Source organism: Serratia sp. BNK-33-b, from assembly GCF_048684565.1.
Taxonomy (GTDB): domain Bacteria; phylum Pseudomonadota; class Gammaproteobacteria; order Enterobacterales; family Enterobacteriaceae; genus Serratia; species Serratia marcescens.
In genome coordinates, this window is sequence record NZ_JBLQTZ010000001.1 from 4,567,258 (window position 1) to 4,589,451 (window position 22,194).

17 protein-coding genes, 1 pseudogene and 1 other annotated feature are annotated in these 22,194 nt (G+C 50.7%); of the genes and pseudogenes, 5 read left to right on the forward strand and 13 right to left on the reverse strand.

The genetic code is table 11. From position 1 onward, the window contains the following. Window positions 1-195: 195 nt before the first annotated feature. Window positions 196-594, reverse strand: coding sequence for a hypothetical protein (locus ACMGGK_RS22150; protein WP_420277243.1), 399 nt, complete (start codon window positions 592-594; stop codon window positions 196-198). A 189-nt stretch (window positions 595-783) separates the two neighbouring features. On the opposite strand from ACMGGK_RS22150, the gene ACMGGK_RS22155 reads away from it, so the two are divergent. Beyond that, window positions 784-1,083 carry a DUF3761 domain-containing protein gene (locus ACMGGK_RS22155; protein WP_420277244.1) on the forward strand — a complete coding sequence of 100 codons (300 nt, stop codon included), beginning with the start codon at window positions 784-786 and terminating at the stop codon, window positions 1,081-1,083. 45 nt (window positions 1,084-1,128) lie between these two features. On the opposite strand, the gene ACMGGK_RS22160 is transcribed toward ACMGGK_RS22155, so the two are convergent. Then, window positions 1,129-1,416: a HigA family addiction module antitoxin gene (locus tag ACMGGK_RS22160; protein WP_420277245.1), complete on the reverse strand. Its 288-nt coding sequence runs from the start codon at window positions 1,414-1,416 to the stop codon at window positions 1,129-1,131. Next, window positions 1,416-1,694, reverse strand: coding sequence for a type II toxin-antitoxin system RelE/ParE family toxin (locus ACMGGK_RS22165; protein ID WP_420277246.1), 279 nt, complete (start codon window positions 1,692-1,694; stop codon window positions 1,416-1,418). Before ACMGGK_RS22165 ends, ACMGGK_RS22160 begins: the two co-directional genes overlap by 1 nt. A 455-nt stretch (window positions 1,695-2,149) precedes the next feature. Here ACMGGK_RS22165 and tnpA point away from each other — a divergent pair, with 455 nt between their 5' ends. From tnpA to tnpC, 3 genes are read left to right on the forward strand one after another with little or no spacing between them, the layout of a single operon-like run. Beyond that, window positions 2,150-2,509 (forward strand): IS66 family insertion sequence element accessory protein TnpA, encoded by a 360-nt coding sequence (tnpA, locus tag ACMGGK_RS22170; RefSeq protein WP_420277247.1) that lies wholly within the window; start codon window positions 2,150-2,152, stop codon window positions 2,507-2,509. Then, the gene (gene tnpB, locus ACMGGK_RS22175; RefSeq protein WP_420277248.1) at window positions 2,496-2,867 is read left to right on the forward strand and encodes an IS66 family insertion sequence element accessory protein TnpB; all 372 of its coding nucleotides are present in this window, start codon (window positions 2,496-2,498) and stop codon (window positions 2,865-2,867) included. The genes tnpA and tnpB overlap by 14 nt, the downstream gene beginning before the upstream one ends. Window positions 2,868-2,926: 59 nt before the next feature. Further along, a complete protein-coding gene (gene tnpC, locus ACMGGK_RS22180; protein WP_420277482.1) occupies window positions 2,927-4,492 on the forward strand; it encodes an IS66 family transposase in 1,566 nt (521 codons plus the stop codon). Between the two features lie 376 nt (window positions 4,493-4,868). Here tnpC and ACMGGK_RS22185 read toward each other — a convergent pair. From ACMGGK_RS22185 to ACMGGK_RS22200, 4 genes and pseudogenes are all read right to left on the reverse strand, one after another. Beyond that, window positions 4,869-5,032 (reverse strand): annotated as a pseudogene (locus tag ACMGGK_RS22185) (IS91 family transposase); the annotation flags it as partial. A gap of 69 nt (window positions 5,033-5,101) precedes the next feature. Beyond that, window positions 5,102-7,210, reverse strand: a complete 2,109-nt coding sequence (locus ACMGGK_RS22190; RefSeq protein ID WP_420278105.1) for a hypothetical protein — start codon at window positions 7,208-7,210, stop codon at window positions 5,102-5,104. Next, complete coding sequence (locus ACMGGK_RS22195) at window positions 7,204-10,359, reverse strand: hypothetical protein (protein ID WP_420278107.1); 3,156 nt, start codon at window positions 10,357-10,359, stop codon at window positions 7,204-7,206. Before ACMGGK_RS22195 ends, ACMGGK_RS22190 begins: the two co-directional genes overlap by 7 nt. Window positions 10,360-10,630: 271 nt before the next feature. After that, window positions 10,631-10,777 (reverse strand): hypothetical protein, encoded by a 147-nt coding sequence (locus ACMGGK_RS22200; protein WP_420277250.1) that lies wholly within the window; start codon window positions 10,775-10,777, stop codon window positions 10,631-10,633. A gap of 86 nt (window positions 10,778-10,863) precedes the next feature. On the opposite strand from ACMGGK_RS22200, the gene ACMGGK_RS22205 reads away from it, so the two are divergent. Next, a protein-coding gene (locus tag ACMGGK_RS22205) for an IS3 family transposase (protein WP_420276929.1) occupies window positions 10,864-12,104 on the forward strand; the annotation gives its coding sequence in 2 pieces (ribosomal slippage) (window positions 10,864-11,179 and window positions 11,179-12,104; 1,242 coding nt in all). Continuing rightward, window positions 11,172-11,288, forward strand: a sequence feature (AL1L pseudoknot). It overlaps the preceding gene by 117 nt. Before the next feature lie 132 nt (window positions 12,105-12,236). Here ACMGGK_RS22205 and ACMGGK_RS22210 read toward each other — a convergent pair. The 6 genes from ACMGGK_RS22210 to ACMGGK_RS22235 form a co-directional block, all read right to left on the reverse strand. Continuing rightward, window positions 12,237-12,869 carry a DUF4255 domain-containing protein gene (locus ACMGGK_RS22210; protein WP_420277251.1) on the reverse strand — a complete coding sequence of 211 codons (633 nt, stop codon included), beginning with the start codon at window positions 12,867-12,869 and terminating at the stop codon, window positions 12,237-12,239. 68 nt (window positions 12,870-12,937) lie between these two features. Further along, window positions 12,938-15,019 (reverse strand): ATP-binding protein, encoded by a 2,082-nt coding sequence (locus ACMGGK_RS22215; protein WP_420277252.1) that lies wholly within the window; start codon window positions 15,017-15,019, stop codon window positions 12,938-12,940. A 29-nt stretch (window positions 15,020-15,048) separates the two neighbouring features. Further along, window positions 15,049-16,581 carry a contractile injection system tape measure protein gene (locus ACMGGK_RS22220; protein ID WP_420277253.1) on the reverse strand — a complete coding sequence of 511 codons (1,533 nt, stop codon included), beginning with the start codon at window positions 16,579-16,581 and terminating at the stop codon, window positions 15,049-15,051. Window positions 16,582-16,602: 21 nt separating this feature from the next. Then, window positions 16,603-17,442, reverse strand: a complete 840-nt coding sequence (locus ACMGGK_RS22225; RefSeq protein ID WP_420277254.1) for a tail fiber protein — start codon at window positions 17,440-17,442, stop codon at window positions 16,603-16,605. Continuing rightward, window positions 17,435-20,368, reverse strand: coding sequence for a hypothetical protein (locus ACMGGK_RS22230; RefSeq protein WP_420277255.1), 2,934 nt, complete (start codon window positions 20,366-20,368; stop codon window positions 17,435-17,437). Before ACMGGK_RS22230 ends, ACMGGK_RS22225 begins: the two co-directional genes overlap by 8 nt. Further along, on the reverse strand, window positions 20,361-22,151 hold the full coding sequence (locus tag ACMGGK_RS22235) for a hypothetical protein (RefSeq protein WP_420277256.1): 1,791 nt from the start codon (window positions 22,149-22,151) through the stop codon (window positions 20,361-20,363). The genes ACMGGK_RS22230 and ACMGGK_RS22235 overlap by 8 nt, the downstream gene beginning before the upstream one ends. Window positions 22,152-22,194 lie beyond the last annotated feature (43 nt).

Sequence of the window (22,194 nt, forward strand, 5' to 3'; positions counted from 1 at the left end):
TCGGAGATGGATGCCAAATCATGATCGACTGGAATGCCAAACCTTGATCGATTCAGACGCCATTTTGCACGTGAGCTTGACGGCGACTTTATAGGCTTCGATGTCCATCGCATTCCCCACATTTTGGCGATAAAAAAAACCAGCACTGAGGCTGGGCATGTTGACGAACGCGTTATTTACGCGAAACGTAGTAGTTTATTTTCGGGTATTTTCTTCAATGCGAACCAGGAGCAAAAGTGCACAAGTCAAAATAAATAGAACAAAGAAACCCATGGCAACACCAGCGGCAGCATAATAAAGTGAACCGTCTGCGATCGTATCTGTTGGGGTAAGTGAAATCACACCAGCTACTACAGATAACGCCAAGAAAAGTGAGGAAAGGAACACAGAAAAATACTTCACAACACCGATATACCCGATAGATAATCGATTAATTAAGCTCTGACCTCTGACATAATCACTTCGTTTTATTCTGCTCGCGTCCATACACCACTCATCATTCGCTTGATATTCAGCATTTTCGCGAGAAAAACCCCTTGCCATAATTACCTGCACCCGATGCTGAATGAAAGAATCCTTGTCACTCAGAGACATTTTATTACCCTCACGATGAAGTAAAAACCCAGTGTGAGCATACGAATGAATTTGCGCTCAAATCAAATAGTCTTGAACGAACGATACTGGCTTAACGATCGTTAAAACAGATCAATCAAGAGTGGTGGACGCAATACATCTACCGTTGCTAGTTTTCCGCCTTAATTGATCTGAAACAAAGGGAAAGTTATGCGTTTAGTCACACTGGTCGTTCTATCTCTGCTGGTCGTACAGCCTGCCTTTGCCAAAAACACCCACCACTCGTCCCATCACCACGCCAGCACCGCACAATCACAGAGCAGCGACCTAGTTGAACAAGGTGAGTATATCAATTCAGACGGCAACGAAGTCCACAGCCCCGCACACACAAAATCCGTCCGAGTGCCAGACGGTGCTACGGCGAAATGTCGGGATGATTCCTATAGCTTTAGCCAACATCACCGGGGAACATGCTCCCGGCATGGTGGTGTGTCTGAGTGGTTGTCGTAACCAGAAAATGAAAAACCCGCTCAGCGGCGGGTTTAGATAACCTGGTTAGGCCATTTGCAGCCGATGCAGATGAGACACGTCAATGCGCTTCTTCGCCTGCCACAAATCATAGTCATTCTGCATGCCAAGCCATACTTGAGGCGAACTGCCGACGACAACGGATAACTTCAGGGCCATTTCCGGCGATACGTCAGTTTTGCCGACAACCAGACGCTGAACGGTCGACGGAGCAACTTCCAGTTCTTTAGCAAGACCTCGTGCGCTCAAGCCCAAGGCTTCCATAGCCTCTTTGACTAACATTCCAGGGTGTGGAGGGTTATACATCATAGCCATCAGTGGTAATCCTCATAGTTCACGATGTAAACATCACCGTCAGTGATTTCGAAAGTGATCCGCCAGTTCCCGGTAACGGTGATGGACCAGACCCCTTTACGGTCTCCCGTCAGCGGATGCAAGTAAAACCCTGGGATGTCCACATCATCGATTTTCGATGCCCTGTTCAACACCTCTAAACGGGTAGAGATCTTAGGGGCCTGCTTAGCATCAATCCCAACCGTTGAGCCAGACTCGAAAAACTTTTTCAATCCTTTGTGCTTGAAACTTTTAATCATGTTCGTCTGTTTATGGTGGTGTTGCGCAATGCACAAATTATACACTATGCCGCACACCATGCAACACCCTAGCCGACAGCTGGCTTTTTTACGTACCTCTCGGCAAACCTGAAAAGCTTGTCCAGTAGGTAGCAGTACGTCTCGTTGTTGCCATCACGGGTGATCTCCACCCCGCACGTCTCACAGATCCTGAAGGTGGTATGGGCGCACTCATGAGCCAGAACGTGCAGCTGCCCAGTGAAAACTCCGATGAGAATGAGTTGCTCGTCCGTCTCAACGTTTTCAACCCGTCGAACGCAATCAGCCAGCGTGTGAAGGTTATCAGGCTCCAGACCAAGCACAGCATATGCTTGTTCCCATTCATCGTAAGCATGCGGTGAACTCATCTACCAATTGTCTTTTGGTTCGTTAGCATCGGTTTTCCCTCCAGTTTTCTGGTTATTGAGGAACACACCATGCAGGAACGAAAACTCTATACGCTTGAAGAAAAAAGACAGCATGTTGCCAACTGGCTGCAACTGGCTGCAACTGGCTGCAACTGGCGCGCCAGCGGTCTGACCCGTCAGCAGTACTGCGAATTGCATGACATCAAATTTTCCACTTTCCGAGAATGGCCGCAGGATACCAAGGCGGAGCGCAGGGTTAATGACTCAGGGCTGATACCCGTACGCATTGCTACTGCGCAGCCCGTTGTTCCGGCTCCTTCGGTCGTCAACGACCCTGTCATGTTGTTTTTGCCCGGCGGTATCCGTATGAGTTGTCATGCAACCCAGCTCACCGATGTTTTTCGGGCGCTCAAACATGCTGACGCCTGAGAACGTTTTCCTCGCGGTCAAACCGGTGGATATGCGGCGCGGGATCGACACACTGACGCAGTATGTCCAGGACGAGCTGACATCCTCGTGGCACGAAGGCGCAGCGTTCGTCTTCACCAACAAAGCCCGCTCGCGCATTAAGGTGTTGCGCTGGGACAAGCATGGCGTCTGGCTGTGCGTTCGTCGTCTGCATAAGGGGCACTTCCGCTGGCCTCGTGCGGGCGACAAAGCCTGGTCTCTCACTCAGGATGAGTTCAACTGGCTGATTACCGGCGTTGACTGGCAGCAACTCAACGGCCACGACCTCGCCAAATGGGTCTTCAGGGAAGAGAGTGTTTCCGCTATTGCTTCACCGTAATCACACCCGGTAACATCATGAAAAACCTTGAATATCCGTGCCGAAGTATAATTGCTGGCATGGATATATCACTTCTCACCACCACAAATGACATCGAGCAACTTCGCGCTATGGCCCTTGCCATGGTGCAGAAAGTGGTGACTGAGAAAAACGCCGAGTTGACAGCCAAAGACCAGCGTATCCGTCTGCTGGAAGAGGCGCTTTTGCTGGCCCGCCAGCAACGCTTCGGGCGCAAAACCGAAATGCTGTCCGGCCTGCAGCGTCAGCTCTTCGAGGAAGATACCGACGCTGACATCGCAGCCGCAGAAACGCAACTGAAGGCGTTGCTGCAGCAGGATATAAAGGAAGACGCAGAAAAATCGTCAGCTTCCCGTCCTGTGCGAAAAGCGCTGCCGTCGCATCTTCCTCGTATCAAAAAAAACATCTCACCAGCGTTAGATATCTGCGCCGACTGCGACGTTGCACTTCGCTTCATCCGCGATGAGATCAGCGAAAAGCTGGAATACATCCCGGCGCGCTTCGTGGTCAATCAGTACGTTCGCCCTCAGTATGGATGCCCCAGCTGTGAAAAGGTGTTCAGCGGTCAGATGCCGGCACAACTCATCCCCAAAGGTATCGCGGAGGCCAGCCTTGTTGCGCAGGTGGTGGTCAGCAAGTACCGTGACTACCAGCCCCTGTACCGCCAGCAGCATATCTTCGCCCGTGCAGACGTTGAGCTACCTGTCAGCACGATGGCGGGCTGGGTGGGCGCAGCCGGCGTGGCGCTTAACCCGCTGGCGGAACTGTTGCACCGGGAACTACTGACCCGCAGCGTGGTGCATGCCGATGAGACCACGATGCGTATCCTGGATACCCGCAAAGGCGGTAAAACGCGTTCTGGCTACTTGTGGGCCTACGCCAGTGGTGAAAAAAGTGGCCCGGCGATCGTCTGCTTCGACAGTCAGACGGGGCGTGGACATGAACATCCTGCTGCCTGGCTTCAGGGCTGGCAAGGCTCTCTGGTTGTTGATGGTCATACAGCTTATAAGACCCTGGCGGAAAATGTCCCGGGGATCACACTGGCTGGATGCTGGGCGCACGCCCGCCGCGGCTTCGCCGATCTGTATAAAGCGAACCAGGATCCGCGTGCGGCGATGGCAGTCAGACAGATCGCCGGGCTGTACAGGCTGGAGAAGAAGATCCGGCATCGACCGGCAGAAAAGATCCGCCAGTGGCGACAACGTTACTCCAGACCCATTGTCGACAAACTGTGGTTGTGGCTGGAGCAGCAAAAAGATGCTTGCCCGGAAAGTTCTGCACTGGGCAAGGCCGTTGGCTACGTGCTGAAACGACGTGAAACGCTCAGCCGCTTCCTTGATGATGGTTCGCTGCCGCTTGACAACAATCGCTGCGAACGCGCCATCAGACCTGTAGTAATGGGACGCTCAAACTGGCTCTTCGCGGGGTCACTGGCGGCAGGAGCCCGCGCAGCGCAGATCATTAGCCTGTTGGAAACAGCGAAAATGAACAGTCTGGAGCCACATGCGTGGCTGACCGACGTGCTGACACGTCTGCCATCCTGGCCAGAGGACCGCCTGCATGAGTTACTGCCGTTCCCGGCGTACCGCTTCGCCAGCCCTGAGTGATGCCCCGGTGTCGTATCCTGACTCCCTGAGCGACTATCCCGTCATCCGTGCTCTCGTCCCTGAAACAGTAAACCGTCTGCACGCCTGATGGTGCGCGGGTTACAGCACTCGTTGATAACCACATCCCCTAGCTCAAACACCTGACACAGAAACCCGGAGGCCTGAGGCATCAATGCTGTTTCAGTACTGCTGCCCTGACCTTGTTGACCCGAAATCACTGCAGGCAGGGTACTGGGGTTGCATGATCGCTCCCTGCCGTCAATGCGAGTGCACCGCATGCTTACCTTTTTTTTAATTAAAGTTTATCCATCATGGCGTAAATGGGGATTGCCGTGAAGGAGGGGGAAGGCCATCTTATCGCTTACCATTCAGGCTAGCTGCAGCAATAACGTCGCACGCCCATGGCGCAGGTCCCGCAGGCGAGCATGTGCTCGACGGAGAGCTTGGTCCAGTCGCTGAGCTGGTGACATTTTTCTCGAGGAAGCGATCCTAGCCATCATCGTGCTGAAACAGAAGCTTTGCGGGGCGCGGGATGTACATGACACAGAGTATAAAATGCGGCGATGAGGGTGTCGGCTGCGCAGCAGACGAGCTCACACCGCAGGCGTGCTACCGTTCAATGGCCGGAACAGAAGCATAATTCTCCTGAACTTCCCTGGCAGTCGTAAATGCAAAGACACGTTGGTTACCATTATTATCTGGCTTTGAAAAATAATCATCGAATCTAGATACTCCCCCCTCATCTATAGCATGGACAAAATGGCTTTTAGATACATGATTGCCAATATTATTAAATTTATCAATGGGCTCAGAACCACTAAGCTTTATCGCAAAATCATTACCATTAGCCTGATATATATACTTAGCTTTATCTGTGACATGTACGTATACCACATGATCATAATGCACTGCACCGTTCGGGCGTTGTACTCCAAGATGAATAAATCCAGACTTAGTGATTTCTGCAGAACTAAAACGTGTCAGCGGGATTTTAGTTGACAACCCAAAGGCCCGTAGATAATTATCAGAGTTCAATATTTCACCCTTACTGTCCTTCTTCGCAACTTTATTGAGCAACCACTCAGACTGTCCTTTAGTAAGGACTCCTGCTTGCTCAGCATCTCTAATTGCAGCACCATAACAAATATTACTATAAGAAGCAGGCCCCATCCTTTTGCTGGCTTGGTCAATTCTCTTATTTAGGTCATTTGAGCTAATTTGTGGCGGCATCCTTTGAGACATGAATCTGCTTTTCTCTGGCTTATTTACTACCCAGTTCGGCCGAAAATTTCCGGCTTCAGCTATATTACCGACATGACTAGAAGCAGCCCCTATTCCGAAAGAGTCAATGAACTTCGTATTAATCGGCGTAGGATTAAGATGCTCAAGCCCGGCCTCTCCCACTTTCTTACCTATATCTACGAACAGGCGCCTGAATTCCTGACCCAGCGGTTGTAAAAGCGCCTTGCCTTTTAAGCCTTTACCCAGAAGTGAACGGATTCTTGAAGCCCGAACCGCGGCACCAATACCCTTTGCCCCCGGATAAATTATTGCTAGGGCTTCAATGGTATCCACTATGACTTTATCAATCTCAATTTCATGTTCTCTGTCTGTTGATGCTTTGTGTACAATTTCATAGAACGGGATAAACACATAAGCAAGCTGTTCCCCTTCGGTTAATGAATGCATTTCAGAACGAAGGTAATTTGCGGCAGACTTGTTTTCGATAATTAGGGCGTCCAGAATAGCGTCATGCAGATTTTTCTTTTCAGGCTCCTGAACGTTTTCCTGCTCTGGGTAATCATTGGAAAAAAAAACTCTGCTCCCAATATTTTTCCCGAGTAACCGAAGATGAGCTCTCAGCTCATTTTCATTACTCCCTGTCATAATACTGAACAGGTCTGAGTGTTGACGTTGTGTTCCCTTATACTTATAAGGACCTTTCAGGGAACGATGCACCAGACTTCCCGATTGCTCACTATTGAATACCGCAGTTAACTTATCATAGTCCTGGTTACTGATTCTACTGATATGTTCATTAAGAAACAAGTTTGATATTACAATCGCTCCGACATTCCCTTTTAGCTTTATAATAGTCACACGCCCCGGAGCAACTGTCGCAGCACCATCACTACCTGTATAAACACAGGAAAATACGCTGACATCTTCAACGCTGTCTAAAAGCTCTTTCGTAGACAGCCCCAGCCCGAAGGTAACACTTTCAAACCGACTTGACGCATCTTTTTGTGCATACTTATCAACGTAACTATCAAACTGAGCATAATATTTCTTTGAATCGTAATCCAACTCTTTTCTGGACTTAAACTCTGATTGCCGGGTGAATCCACCGCTGTTTCGCTCATCGCTGTTTCTCATGAACGAGGTCAATAACCATATTCCAATCTCCTGTTTATCAGCATTCAGCTCCCCCACGCTCTGCACATAAAAAATTACCGACTCAATGTGCATCAGTGTCCACGGGCAGCCCTTTTCATCATTCATGATTTTGTCATATCGTTCATACCATGTTCCCCGGTTATTTTCTAACGACAAGCTATTGCTATTGATACCATCATAAATTTGTGCTGCTAAAATTCTGGCATCTAAAAACAGCTCCTCTCTGTCTTTTCCATTAACTGAGAGAACATCAAGTAGATTTGGATAGGATTTAACCAAGTCATACGCGCCACGGCTTTCTGCTTCAATCCCCTCTAACACGTCAGTGGATTTTGCTGTCCCCCCGTCATGTCGAGAGTTTTACTCCCCCCCCTCAAGTGACTATTCATTATCCGTGAATAATAAGGCTTTATGTTTTCATTTCCCATCCCTGATTTAAACGTGAAATAAGTAACAACTTTATTCAGAACGTCGTCACTCAGGCTTCTCCCATATGAACGCCTGAATTCTTTTACTGCTTCATCTCTAACATACTGTGTGTTATTCTTATTTACTCTGGAGAAAAGAATTGACAACCCTTTTACGAGATGTTTTTTTGAATCGGACAAATAACTTTCCAAAAATTTCCCTTTGTATATATCATAAGACTCTATAATCAGTCTGCCATCCAGATATTTATTTATTCCCTCATCACTACTTAAATTAATCTCATTCCTCAGTCTCAGCCAATTTGCTTTAAAGATAGAATTGTCGCCTCCCTTCATCTTAACCTTATTATATAAGTTTTCATCAAGAGTGATTATTTTTTGAAGCATCGTATTAGATAAGTGTCCTGCACCTTTTTTTAGCAATTTCAGCGCATTATCCACTTTGGTAGTATCACCAACCTGGATTCGTCGGGGTGCCGTATGTCTTTTAACTCTGGCTGAGTGATGATTGCAAGCAGAGTTCTCATATTCTGATAACTCATTTTCCGTGTTGCCCGCATCACTCCAGTCATCATCTGAAATCCCCATCAGCCCATTGTCGTACTCAACATCATCGATTTCCGGAGCGCCTGCCAGGTATTCAGGAAGGCCATCAGGCCGGTGCCTCAGCCGTGTGATGGCCCGTGCCCCCACCCCTGATACCGCATACAGTGCGACATCAAGTCCCATTCCGCCTGCCGAAGTCATTTTTACCTGTTGCGATTTTTCACCATTCACCACCCTGCCATAAATCGCACTGAAGGTATCCTCACCACTCTGTAGCCGTTTATTATAGGCAAATGCAGTGGCAGCGGCAGCGGCCCCCACTCCCGGCCGGATAACGCCGGGAACCGGTGACATAAGTAAACCGAAGCCGAGCTGTGCCAGTTTTTTACCCAGCATGTCATAAATAGCCCCATACGGTTTGTCCTGACCTGGCATGGTATGTTTGTTCACCTGGTGAATTTTATACGGTATTTTTATCGACGCCTTCACAACTTTCCATGCCATCAGAACCGGTTTCATACTGAATTCAGCCGCCCCGAAAGACAGCTCAAAAATAAGGCGGGAGACGCCTGAGGCGATATTTCGCTGCCCCCATTTCACAACATGCTCCACAAGGCCCTTTTCTAAAGCGACATATTGCTCAGGTGTCATCAGCGGACTCTGTTCACCATGGCTGGCATTGTCAGACTCACCGGCAAGGCGGGTGGCCATCAAATGCCCCTCAGGGTCCCCCTCTGAAAGAATGCCGTTCAGCAGCCCCCCCTTTTTCAGCAGAGAAAGCACTTTATCCGGGTCGGTCGACAGCGGCCTCCCCTGGGATTTTTCGTTAAGCACACCCGCAAGGTATCGGGCAATACGCGCACCCCGGGAATATTCATCCAGCCTCCTGCCGGTCAGCCAGAAGGATACTGCGGATATTTTTTCCCTGGCGGTTGCCGCCGTTATCATCGCCTCCTCAGCCAGTTCCCCGGCCGTGGAGAAATCACGTCTGCAGGCCTCACTGGCACAGAAAAGCGCTTTTTCCAGGGAATCGATGGCAATATTCAGGCTCCCGACAATATCAGACATCAGTGCCGTCAGCGACTCATCGTCAAATTCATCAGGTTGCTTTTTCCTCCGCGCAGTAAACACCTTCATCTGAAGCTCAAGCGTCGCCTGAATATCCCCCATTCGTGCCAGTACAGCCCGTGCACGACTGATATCAGCGTCCAGGAGATGGTTCATCTTCGCCAGCATCTCATCCCGCATCTGCTCATCCTCGTGACCAGACGGGGCCTTGGCGGGTTTTATTTTTTTCAGCTCTTTAGTTTTTGCGGACAGCACACTGCAGGCAAAGACAATTTTTATTGCCGGCTGTTGCCACTGCCACAAAAGCCCCCTGATGAGGGAAGCCGTGACCGCTGACAGGCTTTTACCTCCAGGGTCTGGCAGAATGCTTTCCGGGTCATGGGGGATATTTTGGGGCAGGTACTGATAATTTCCGGCCTTTGCCAGTAAAAACCGGGCGTTTGCCTTTTGCTTATCAGTCCACTTGCTAGCCCCTGCAATAACATCTGATAATTTCAAGGGTGGATCCGTCCGGGTTTCTGTAGCCATATCCGGCATTATGACGCCCTCAAAATTCATCAGGCGGCTGTCCGTATGCAGATAACTCCTCGGCTTGTTCCATTCATATTTCACTGCCTTGCCGGCAGCATGAATTCTTTTAATGGCGTAATGCGTTGCTGATGTAAACGTGACCGGTGCTTTATGCTGCTTAAACATCAGGTTGGCGGGCAGCTGTTCCGACAGCTCTCTGAGATACTGTGACACATCCCAAAAGAAGCCTTTTCCCATCGGAAGCGCGGCAGAGTTCTCGCTCCACTGCGCCTGTGCGTAACCCATGACAGCCTTTGCGCCTGTCCGCGCGGTTTGGCTTAATGCTTTAACCGCGGTAAACGTAACAGCCTCAGGCGCCACTTCCGTTCTGTAGTAATCCATAACAGAGCCGAGGGTACTGATAACATGAATTAGTCTCTTCAGGGTGTCATCCACCCTCTGGACCAGATACTGAGCGTCTTTCGTACTCCCGAGAGAACCGTCGTTGTTGTATATAAGCACATGGCTGACCCACTTCTCACCGTCGGCTGACACCCGTGTATGGAAGTTTTCTATCATGCAAAACTGCCTGTTCAGCCACCCGAATTCAAATGGCCTGCCCGCGAATGATTCAACTCTGCTGGTGTTGTTCCTGTTCAGTTCCTGACCTAATTTATCCAATAAATCCGCGTTAACCACCGGAACCTGACGGTTAAACCCATGGAGTCTGAATTCCGCCAGGAGAGGGCCCAGTCCCTCAAACACAGAGTGGTATAGCTCTTCACCGGAGTCTCTCTCTCCGGCCCTCTGAACCTCTGCTTCAGTTTCGGTCTGAGTACTCTGAAAGTCCCAGGCGGTTTTCATTTCCGTATTTTGTGGAACAATATTTTTTTCACCGGACAACCTGTTGAAAACCATGTTGTTTTCCTCAGAATTTGATGCATTAAGACACAGCAAGAAAAAGCAGAGAGTCTGTTCTGATAATTTTTTGCAGGCTCAATGCTCACCATTCAATGATATAAAGATGTAAGGTTGTAGTGGTTTACTGAATTTGCCCCCCTGAACAGAGGTGATATGCTCACCTCAGAACAACAGTCAGCGTAAACCCAGCGCCGTATGTAGCCATTAAGCCAGTACTGGTAACTTAGACGTCCACCTGTACTGATCTGCGCCCCAGATCTTGGACAACTTATGCATCCACTTCACTGATAAATGCCGCCGCAATGAGCGGGCCGACTCCCGGGATCGTTAATAAATGGCGATAGGCTGTCTGCTGTGAAGACAGTGCAGCAATATCTTTGTCCAAGCCGATGACACGTTCATTCAGTGCTTGCATATCTTCCCGCAATGAAGAAAGTAAACGGCGAACTGAACCGTACCGGGTTTCTTGGAGACTAAACTCTCAGTGAAAGGAGACCCAAAATGAAATCACCATCCGCCAAACGCTATCCCCCTGAACTGCGTGAGCGCGCTGTCAGAATGTTGTTGGAACACCGTAATGAGTATGACTCTGAGCCGGATGCCATTCGTGCCATATCGTCAAAAATCGGGTGCCATTACGACACCTTACGAGCCTGGTTGCGCCAGCATAAAAATGATGCCAGTGGTGGTGTCAGCCCCGTCAACACTGATGATGGCGGACTGAGCACCAATGAGCGCCAGCGTTTAAAAGAACTGGAGCGTGAAAATCGGGAGCTACGCCGCAGCAATGATATATTGCGCCAGGCCTCAGCTTATTTTGCCCAGGCGGAGCTCGACCGCCACTGGAAAAAATAATGCCACTTATGCAGTGTCTGAGTGGTACACACGGGGTCGGGCCGGTATGTCGCGAACTGGATATTGCCCCGTCGACATATTACTGGCATCAGCAACGCCGGCTGTATCCTGAGAAATGTAGCCAACGAGAAAAGTGCGATGCTCAAATCAGCCAGGAGATAAAACGCGTTTACGAAGAAAATTACAGTGTCTATGGAGCACGAAAAGTCTGGCGTCAGTTGCTCCGCGAGGGCTTTAGCGTTGCCCGGTGTACTGTTGAACGCCTGATGAAAATAATAGGTCTTCGGGGCGTACTCCGTGGCAAAGTCATCAAGACCACGATCGGTCGCAAAACAGCGGCAGCAGCGGATCTGGTAAACCGCCAGTTCGTGGCAGAACGTCCCAATCAGCTTTGGTGTGCAGATTTTACGTACGTTAGCACCTGGCAGGGCTTCGCCTATGTGGCGTTCATAATCGATGTGTTCGCGGGCACGATCGTTGGCTGGCGGGTCTCATCGTCGATGGAAGCAAGGTTCGTGCTAGATGCTCTGGAACAAGCTCTGTGGGCACGTCGCCCCTCAGGTACAATCCATCACTCGGACAAGGGCTCCCAATACGTGTCACTGGCGTACACCCAGCGGCTGCAGGAGGCGGAGCTGTTGGCGTCGACAGGCAGCACAGGCGACTCTTACGATAATGCCCTGGCCGAGAGTATCAATGGCCTTTACAAAGCGGAAGTGATCCACCGTAAGAGCTGGAAAAACCACGCGGAAGTGGAGCTTGCGACACTGGCGTGGGTGGACTGGTTCAACAATAGAAGGTTACTGGAACGGCTAGGACACATACCGCCGGTAGAAGCTGAAAATGCCTATTATGCTTCCAGTACAAATAATGGTCTGGCAGCCTGAGCTTCCGGACTAAAAACTCTCCAAAAAAACCGGGGCGGTTCAGTTGCGTGGCGCCCTGTGCACTATCCCGACTCTCCCTTATGTCCAGGTGACCCATCGTGCGGAAAAAAACTCATGCGTAACAGGCAGGAATCAGGATTTCCCCTTCCTCTGTCGTACCCGCCGAGTCGTCGTCATGGTCTGCGGTGATCCCTGCGTTTTTTGCTCAAGCGTGGCAGACGGAGACGTAACCACCGGCACAGCTGCTTCATCATTCAGACTCACTGGCACGGTAATACAATAATTGAGCGAAAGCCGCGGACGATTACCCAGCGATTGCCAAAAATTCCCCAGACTGTTCAGGTTTTCTCTGGGGGGAACCACCTGAGTGTAAGCCCCCGGGATACTGGCTAACTGGCGATTGTTAATCAACGCCGTCAGAACCTGGGACATCACCTGTATTGCCTGGTTGTCAGGCTGGCTGTCAGGATTGCCGGGGTCCGTAGCGGGTCCGGTGGATTCCCAGTAAGTAATCAGGTAATTACACTTCACGTTGACCCAACCGGGTAATAACCGCCCCGTGCTTGCATTAAACCCACGGGACTCTGCAGTACGCAACTGCAGGTCTTCGTGGATATCATAAAGAAACACGCTGACTGCAGCATCAGACTGCGCAGCATTCATATCGGGTAAATCAAAACGAATGGCCACGTCCGGGCTCAGATATTCACGCAACATAGTTTCAATCGCTTTATTCACACCTACCAGCGTTTGGTAGCCAGACATGCTCTCCCTCCACATTAACAGTAAATAACCATTCTCTGTGATACATCATTGAACCTGATGCTTCACAGCTACATCACCACCCGACCAGACTTCGCTAACTCACGAGTTAAAGCCACATCGATATCACCAGGAGTGACTTCCTGATGTGCATTCCCCTCTGCCAGGAGGGAGGCCAGCATGGCAATATTTCTGATACTTGCCCCCGTGACGTTTGCTCGCTGTGCCAGCTTTTTAAAATCAACGTCAGGTGAAACCTTTATGTGCTCTGGCCATATTTGCTGCCACATCTTGTGCCGTAGCGCCTCATCCGGATACGTAAAGCGGGTCATAAAGGTAAAGCGGCGATTAAAGGCACTATCCAGGTGACTCCGGTTATTGGTGGATAAAACGACCAGACCAGGAAAACTCTCCAGCCGTTGTAACAGATAAGACACTTCTATATTGGCATGCCGGTCGTGAGCATCTTTCGTTTCACTGCGCTTGCCAAATAATGCATCCGCCTCATCAAAAAATAAAACACCGGCATCCTGCTCAGCAAGGTCAAAGATACGGGAGATGTTTTTCTCGGTTTCACCAATGTATTTGTTGATAACTGTGGAGAGATCGACTTTGATTAAATCCACCCCCAGTGAACCGGCCAGCACTTCAGCGGCCATCGTTTTACCCGTTCCCGAGTCGCCGTAGAACAGTGCACTTATCCCTGTGCCGTAGCCAACCTTCTCTTTAAAACCACCGGTCAGCACCTTTTCCCGGTATCTGATGGCTATCATAATCTCCTGTAACTGTTCCCGGAGGTTATCGGAGACCAGCAGATCGTTTAAAATACGCTTCGGTGTAATTCGCTGCGCTAACGAACCGAAGTTTTGCCGGGTGCGAATATTGAGTGCCTTGCGAATATCACACTGTTGCAGGATATCCGCAGGATCACGTTGCTGTTGATACAGTCCGGCCTCCTGCATTATCAGCGGCAGGCTTTCCGGATTGAAGGTATAGCGCTGACTTAAACTTATCAGATCAATGTCCGCGGCACATCGCTCTGGCAGGCACGCCATCAGCAACTGCATTTTTTCTTCCAGCGTCAACTCAGGCATCTCTGTCTGCAATGTTGGCGTATTTTTCAGCCATAAAGGCGGGGCAGATGGTTCGACCAGCAATACCACCCTTAATCCCGGCTGATTCAGTTGCTCAGATAACCGCTCCAGCAGAGCAGGTTTTTTCTCCATCCATGTGTGCAGATGACGCACCACCATCCCGGCTCCGCGCATTCGGATTTCTCGTAACAGGCAGGTGAAGTGCATGAACAGCGTATTGTCATCCCCCACGGCACACCGGTCGATATCGACCAGCAATGTCTGTCGCTTTTCAGAGGCAAAAATACCCGACACCGTATGAGCTCTACCACTCCGCAGCATGCCCTTCAGGATCACGACCGGATGAGACTTCGTATCATCGGTCTGTAATACCCCTGCCAGCGCGTGTTTTACGCTGGCAGAATAAAAAGGCAACGCCGGGAGGGAGGCCCACTCAGCCCACGACGTTAACGCCGGCGCCAGATAGTCATGTCCGAGTAAAAAATGATACAGGCTACTGTCAGTCATAAAGCGAGTCTGGCTCCATCCCTGGTTTTGTTTATTCTCCTCAATCACTAACAAATGACTGCAGATTAACGGTGCCCAATGCAGAAAACTGGCCTGCTGTGCCCATCGCTCCTTGTCTGAATGGCAAAATAGCGTTAATGCCAGTGCAAAACTGGGCTGTTTCCCCAGCATCTCCCCCTGAATCATCGAAAACAGTTCGTGATACCGGCTATCAAAATGGGGCAGTAACCCCAGTAACACGGTGTCCCGTTCGAAGTCAGTGAGTTCGAAGCGCTGGATAAGCACCGTTAAGCCGTCAGTTATCCGGGGCTGACCGACACCGTGCCGGTATACTTTCTGAGTCACGTCCGCCCAGTGGGGCCTGCCCGTGGGGTGTTGTATTCGAGCCTCAACGTCCTCTTCGCTTAGCAGAAATGCGTTAAACATCTCGTCATGGTTTTGATTGAGACGATAATAATAACGCTGCAGTATCAGGTCGATACGTTCCAGCTCGCTGAACAACAGCATTAACGGACAATCATTCGAAGCCTGAAAGGCTGAAGAACTCATCATATTGATACTCTACCAGAATGGGAGGTCGGTTACCCAGTCATACCCGTGAGCGGCCATACAATGGTCAGCGGCTGTTCCGTCCAGGGAAAAGACGCCAGCGTCATCGGCCATGGCCAGTCTTTGAGTAAGAAATCATAGGGTTCTGAATGTACAATAACTTGGGGGAATGTCCCCTCCATATTGAGTTCACCTGGCCGCTGTAAAAACAACTGCCGGATATCCGTCGGGCTCAATGTTTGCCAGCCAGCAAGCTGCTGACCAATAACCGTCAGCCAGTCGTCAATGAGAGGCTGCTGTAATACTCCCAGTGCCTCTGCCAGAGGTTCGGGGGTTAAGAGAGAAACGCCACATAACACCTGATTCAATATTAACCTATCTGCCGTCGGGTTCGACTCCCCCCACACCAGGCGATCAAGATAAAACACGGCCTGCCACCGCGCAGCGTCACTGATAAAAGCCGCATCCCTCCACAAGCCCAACTGAGAAAACCATTGCGGCAAAAGCGGCCACAGAAGGAGCACTCCGGCATTTGTGACCCCCTTCCCCGACAACACAGACTCATCCAGAGATCCGAGAGTATCACGCCCTGACTGCCTGCGACGAGAAGTGGTAGATATTGCCTCGCCCAGGATGTTGCTATCTCTCGATAGCGCAGCCTGAGAGACCGCATACATCCCAGTATCCTCCGGCATGAAAGCATGATTCCGCCGAGGTACGCAAAGCCCCAGACAGGCATCAATCTGCTGCACACAGTGCCCTCCTTTTTGCCGGCGGATAGCCTGGCGCACGGCTGGCTGGTTCCATAATGGTAACAGCCAACGTGCCACAACCCCCGGAGGACAGGCAAGCTGCCTGGGCAATGCGCTGTCGGAAGGCAGGGAACCGGTCAGTAACAGTACGACCAGTTCCGATGGAATTTCTCCCTGGACCGCCGCCGCCCAGTCCGTCATCAGGCTGACTGCGGGGGTATGCTGACTCAGCCAGTCCTGCCCCTCCTGGCTATTGAGCAAATACAATAGGGCGCCTGTCGACAGCCGACCGGCTGTCACCCGATTGTACCAACATGCCGGCATCACCTTTGGATATTTCCACGCCCCCTCAAGCAATTGCCTCAGCAACCGCTGCAGCAGACTCGCCGGGCTATCCTTTAATAAGGTATTACGTGTTCCCGGTTGTACACAGTCCCTGGCTTGTTGAAACAATGCTTTTTCATCAGGATGGTATTCGTTAATCCATTCCTGAAGCCCGGGGTGGGGAGTTTGGAGGTTTATTCTTTGCGCCCCACCGACAGAAGCTTCCTCGCTGACAAGACACTGTGCAAATACCTGCGACAGCCGCTGATTAAACTGAATGTCAAATTGTACTTCCGGAATAACACCGAGATTAAGTTCCAACGTCGCTAACTGTAGTGATGTCGCCCCCTTTTTATTCAGCATAACCTGACTAAAGATGGACTTTAAATTATCGGGTCTGAGAAAAACTGAATGCAGGATTTTCTCCCCGCAAAATCGGTCACCCATTTTTATTTTGATTTTGACAGACTGAATAAAAAGAGATGTCATACACAACCACATGCCTCACTGTTATAATTTCATAATAAAAGCCAGCGCGTAATAAGGTGGGGTGGGGTCGATGGAATGCGTGTGTGAATTGGTGGTTAACGTTGCACCATGACTATGCCCCTGACTTCCACCTGAATTAGTTGTTTGTGACACGTGGCAGTCATAAATCATTCCCTCTTTTGAGTCACCCACATAATAGTGATAACCAGTATAAACCACCTCGTTATAACCATGTGAATGACTGGGTATCTGTTCTAGCGTCAGCCTGGTATTATCAACAATCACACTTCCTGTCACTGTAGCCCCCCCTGTTACTGTTGTCCCTCCCCCCGTATCGCTAAATTTAATCCCCCTTCCGACAATAAATCGATCACGTAAATCTGGTGTCCCCTGACTTCCATCACATAATGCCCATCCTGCCGGGGCAACACTGCCGCTAAACATAGTAATAATCCCCCGGGGCAGAACGGTTTGTGGGTCAATACTGACGCCATCAGCATCAACGGTAATACCATTCCCGGGTTTTACACTTACCCCCTCCGTATCAACACTCATCCCCCCTTTATCTTTGAGTTTTAATTCCAGAAGCCCCGGTTCAGAGAGTGTAAACCCCTCCGCTGGCCCCGACTGCCCGTCTGCGCCACCCACAGCCTGACGGCCAATATTAGCCAAATCAATCAAGTCAGCAAAATCGGTCTGCAGCGGAATACTGCCCGCTTTAAAGCGCTCTTTCAGCACAGAAGCCTGAGGCACATCCGGACTCAGTAGACCGCCGTCACTTTTCGCCTTCACTTTTTTACTTAACTTCACCGGGTTATTCACCGCATTTTTTGTTTTTTTCACAGTGGTTTTATCAGTCATGTTTCTCTCCGGATGAGTGGTTATGTTCAGGAACCGTCGGCACGTCCTGCGGGACATAAAACAGCTCGTCTCTAAGTATGGCATCGGTATTCCACTGCGTGCCGTCACTGCCGACGACCTCAGTACGCTGTGTCTCTGTGGCAATTCGCATCAGGCCAATGTCCAGTTGAGGTACCGGCAAATGTCCTAAGGTCAGCATCTGCAGAATCGCAAAGGCGTCATCCCCCAGAGGTACCCCGTTGTTCTGCCAGCGTTTATATGTCGCCCCAAAATTGTCAAAAGTTGATGCATCAAGCCAGTGGCTAATCAGCGATACGTGGGCCGGAAACTCCTCCATCATAGTTGCCTGTACCCAGGCAACCAGCTTGTCAGGCACAATATTCTGCTCCTCTGTCAGATTGCGATTGAATACGGCACTGACTACAAAGGAAAACCTGTCGGTGGTCGCATAGTTTGACTGACTAAAAGCCCACTGGTAACGAAAAGCCGTCTCTACAGTCGGAAAATCCTCTGGACTGTCAGCCGCTTTTTCAATGAGCAACGTACCCGCTATCGGATCAACGGCCTTTATGGTCGCCTCAAGCTGCCAGTCGGCACCGACAGGGGCGGAACGGTAGAGGTTTCCCCCCGGCATGGAATACTGAAGGCCTGCAGGGCGTAAAACTATGACATCACCAACACTGACCATCGAGGGATACGGACTTTGGGCATTGCTCACAATTAAACGCTGCTGTTTATCCTGCGGTTGCTCAGCGGCATAATTCAGCCGGTAATCCATATCATGCAGCCAGACATTGCTGTTCTGCCAGCGTAGATTGTGACTATCCCAAGCGCTCTGAAGCCCTGACAGATTGTTGAGCAGTTGCTGACTGTTCTCCGTACTGACGGTAAAGCTATCCTCCAGGGTATTGATAACCAGCAACCGACTCACATAAAGTCGGCTCTCTCCCTCAATCGCAATCAAGTCTATGAGCTGCCCCAGGACAACCTTACCGGCACTTTGCTCCTGCGTCAGGGTAATGTCAGAGCCATCGATCTTAAACGCCGTCGGGGTCTGCTCGCTATCAAAGATGCTGTCCGGTGTCTGAGGGAGCAGTTGACGATGCTCAATCAGATAAAACGGAAGTTGTCCAAGGTCCGGTTTTTCAGCAAAGCAGGTACGATCAAGACCGATGCGCGCAGCAATACGTTTTTGCAGTGCTGACACCTGGTCAATACGGATATTAATACGGTCATAGCCTAAGCTGGGTTGCTGTGCCAGATAACCACGTTGAGTCTCGAGGAAATCAGCCTCATCTGACGTCAATGCGATGGACGCCCGCTGGGTACCAAAATAGCCCAACAGATACTGGAGAAAATCCAGTTCGCGGGCGTAATTGCCTCGTTCAGGCGGATGTTCCGGGCCCGAAAAGATAGCCACATCCCGTTGCTCAATCGCCTTCAATGCCGCCGCATAGGATGCATGGACCGCTTGCTGAACCTCTGTGTCTGTATAGGGCCAACGGGTACCCCGAATGTCATCACCTCGATGTGTGAATGCCAGTAATTTCGGCAATAACGCCAGTTCTGCCGTGCCGTCGGCTAACAACTGGTCTACGGGCAGCAAAAATTGATGCAGGCCGCGTGTAGACGCATCAATCATGGCATCCGGCTGCTGTAATAAATAGCACTCAGGCAGGCGCTGCCCGACGGGAACATAGGGAGTCTGATCACGAAAACGTCCGGCAGGTAACACCGTAGGGGCTGTCACAATCAGCGCTTCCTGTGTCAGATAGCCCTTCATCGCATCACTGTCCAACGGGCTATTAATGCCTCCAGCCATCACCAGGCTTAACGGGCTGTTGTGACTCGCCAATAGCGGCAGGGGATCATCCCCCCACAAAAGGGGGTAATAACCATCCGCAATCTGCCAGCACCAACTGCTCCCCGAAACGACCGTAATGTGTTCATCACCAGAATCGACGCCTAAGGTTGTCAGGCTGGTCACACCGGGGATCGCCAGTATAAGCGGAACAAGGGGGCTGAGATCCAGGACGTATCCCGTAGGTAAAATCTGTGATGGTGCGATTTGTTGCCAACCGTGTTGCAACCTCGGCCCCTCAAAGATGGCGTCATCGGGATCACCGAGCCCACGCCGCTGTTCGGTCGTATAACGTCTGACGGTTGGTCGAAGAAACGCTTCAGTCACCTGATAGATGTGAGCCACTATCTGATTAATGTCGTTAATGTCTCCGGACAGTTCAAGTGTCATCCGAAGGGGAAAGGTCACCGGTTGTAGCCAAGTAATACACGAAACCGCTTCGCCGAGATTACGATGTCCCGTGAGAAATCCGTTCAGGCATTTATCCACCTTTGTCTTGTTTTCTTGTGACAAAGACTGGGTATAACGGGTCGGGACAACCGATAGCCAGAGATCTCCACGCAGGATCAGCTCCTTCTTCTCCCCGGCATCCGTGGGTTCACTGAAACTGTACTCACGTTTGTCCGCGTTATACCACCAATGGAAACGACGCTCTTCAGGCGCCTGAATCAGGCAGACATCGCTGAATAAAAAATCCTGTTCCGGGGTGTTTAGAGCAATATCCCCTTTTATGTCACTGCTGTGCAAATCTAGCAAGGCACGGCGATAATCCTCGGCCGTCACTGTATTACAAGTCAGCACGAAATCAGGACCAAACTCGGTCGGGAATAACGTATCCTGATCATTCTGAGTCAGCAGGTCATTTAAGGGCAACGACAGACGGTAACACAGGTCGGAACAATTCCAGGTGGCAGACTGTAGTAAAGTGATCCCCGGATCGTGATCGCCGGTATCAGTCCAGATATCGCCACTGAGAGCAATAATCTTCTCGCAGGCTTGTTGCCAGAGTGCATCAAACGAAATCGCATCTTTAACTTCGGGAAACAAGGCGTTATCTTTAGACATACGTCTCTCCCTCCGGGCACAAAATAAGCACCTCGTCGTATTTAGCAGTAACGGTATTCTGTGTTTCCTCAGATGTTCCCGCTTCCGTTTGGTGAATCAGTACCAGCGCATTCACGGACTGAACCAGGGGTGACAGTTGTAACGTGGCTAACAGCTGGTAATAATCCACCTTATTTCCTGGCGTCACCGCCTGCTGCAGATCGCACGCCCAGGGCATATATTCTTGCTGCAATTGCGCCGCAAGCTGGCGATAGCCATAGTCAGGGTTGATGCCTGCCACGAATGTCACCTGATAACATGCCCTAACATCAGTATATTTTGGATTGCTGAGCGCCGGCTTTGCCCATAGAGAGGTGTACTGCGTCAACCATTGTGCCATCCCTGTCAACCTTCCCTCACTTAATGCGGGACGCAACGCATCATCATTATCGCAATAACGGCTATCAGGGATAACCATCAGCATCTGCTCCTCAGGTGCCGGCAGATGGCTCAGTGTGTCCACGTCAGGAAAACGAACATCAAAAATCTGCGGGTATTGCTCCATCAGCAGGCTACGCATATTGCTCCATGTGATAGCACGATGTCGGTGGCCAATCCGCGTCGCAGCACGTTGCAACATTGCAGGTTCTGGCTCCCGGGGTTGCCCCCCCACAGAGGGAAGCGGCTGGCTAATATTACTGATGGCGGAAACGGGCGTTACAAGTTGGGTGATAGTGTTGGCCGGCAATGCCTGGGTAAAATGCCGATCATCAATATCCTGTTCCTGATCCAGCGTCGCGGTCATCGCATTGGCCAGAACGGCCTGCAGTCGCGGCATCGATTCTGAAGGAGGTAGACTTCCTTCAGGTAGAGTGCCCTTTATCCAGTAATAACCTGCATCCAACTGCAGTCCACCGCCTCCCTGCTGAATATCATCCGGTAGCCGTGCCCGCCACAGGTTGCTGACGGATAAGCCCATCGTGTCGTCCTGCACCACCGCCTCCAGTGAGGCCCATTGTGCGCTCTCGTTCCAGTACCACCAGGTCAAATCAAGTGCAAATGATGCACGCACAGACCAGTAAACTGACAGGGTGTCCTTCGCAGACGTCCCGCAGAACCCCAGCCATAGCCCTGGGGTTTGCGCGTCAGTTTCATCCGTTTCACTTTCCGTTTTACCAAAGAGACGAAAACCTTCAGCAGGGAGTAAGATCCCTTTATCCGTGTCAATGGCCGTACACCGTTTCCACGTCCCCCCATCCTTCCTGGTCCAGAACAGCACGCCCAGCTGTTGTCCAGTTATCAACAGACTGTCATCAGTCTGATAGCTGATGCTGTTCCCGGCGCTATCCTGACCGCCATCCAGAAGACTGCCGACAGGTAACCAGTAAGGAAGAGCATTTTTCTGTAGCGTAAAACTCACCGCCACACTGTCCGACTTGGGGGAGCGGGGAGAGAATCCCAATAAATCCCGGTAATAAAGCTCACGATGCCGTGCCGGTAGTGTGTTCAGCAAGACCCTGGGGGTCTCAAGCAAATGCAGAAAAGCCAGCAGGAAAGCCTGTTGTACCGGCAGTGTTTTATCTGCAAGCTCAGGGGTGAGATAAATCTTGCCCAACAAATCCGGTGCCTTCCCTGCCATCCAGAAGGTTTGCCAGACTGCCCCTGCATGACCAGAGAACGGTACGTTCCCGGTATATCCCGCTACCGCCTGAAGCAAATCAGACACTGTCCGTGGATCCAACAGGAATGCATTTTCTTCCAGCCCGGAGTCTAGTCTTTGTTTCAGTTGTTCCAGGTCAGACATGATGTCATCCATTGGTTATGTGATAATAAATGAAGGCTCCCAG

Excerpts from the sequence above, each read along its gene's own strand:
- ACMGGK_RS22150 (WP_420277243.1), bottom strand. The coding sequence starts at position 594 with ATGTCTCTGAGTGACAAGGATTCTTTCATTCAGCATCGGGTGCAGGTA.
- ACMGGK_RS22155 (WP_420277244.1), top strand. The coding sequence starts at position 784 with ATGCGTTTAGTCACACTGGTCGTTCTATCTCTGCTGGTCGTACAGCCT.
- ACMGGK_RS22160 (WP_420277245.1), bottom strand. The coding sequence starts at position 1,416 with ATGGCTATGATGTATAACCCTCCACACCCTGGAATGTTAGTCAAAGAG.
- ACMGGK_RS22165 (WP_420277246.1), bottom strand. The coding sequence starts at position 1,694 with ATGATTAAAAGTTTCAAGCACAAAGGATTGAAAAAGTTTTTCGAGTCT.
- tnpA (WP_420277247.1), top strand. The coding sequence starts at position 2,150 with ATGCAGGAACGAAAACTCTATACGCTTGAAGAAAAAAGACAGCATGTT.
- tnpB (WP_420277248.1), top strand. The coding sequence starts at position 2,496 with ATGCTGACGCCTGAGAACGTTTTCCTCGCGGTCAAACCGGTGGATATG.
- tnpC (WP_420277482.1), top strand. The coding sequence starts at position 2,927 with ATGGATATATCACTTCTCACCACCACAAATGACATCGAGCAACTTCGC.
- ACMGGK_RS22195 (WP_420278107.1), bottom strand. The coding sequence starts at position 10,359 with ATGGTTTTCAACAGGTTGTCCGGTGAAAAAAATATTGTTCCACAAAAT.
- ACMGGK_RS22200 (WP_420277250.1), bottom strand. The coding sequence starts at position 10,777 with ATGCAAGCACTGAATGAACGTGTCATCGGCTTGGACAAAGATATTGCT.
- ACMGGK_RS22210 (WP_420277251.1), bottom strand. The coding sequence starts at position 12,869 with ATGTCTGGCTACCAAACGCTGGTAGGTGTGAATAAAGCGATTGAAACT.
- ACMGGK_RS22215 (WP_420277252.1), bottom strand. The coding sequence starts at position 15,019 with ATGATGAGTTCTTCAGCCTTTCAGGCTTCGAATGATTGTCCGTTAATG.
- ACMGGK_RS22220 (WP_420277253.1), bottom strand. The coding sequence starts at position 16,581 with ATGACATCTCTTTTTATTCAGTCTGTCAAAATCAAAATAAAAATGGGT.
- ACMGGK_RS22225 (WP_420277254.1), bottom strand. The coding sequence starts at position 17,442 with ATGACTGATAAAACCACTGTGAAAAAAACAAAAAATGCGGTGAATAAC.
- ACMGGK_RS22230 (WP_420277255.1), bottom strand. The coding sequence starts at position 20,368 with ATGTCTAAAGATAACGCCTTGTTTCCCGAAGTTAAAGATGCGATTTCG.
- ACMGGK_RS22235 (WP_420277256.1), bottom strand. The coding sequence starts at position 22,151 with ATGTCTGACCTGGAACAACTGAAACAAAGACTAGACTCCGGGCTGGAA.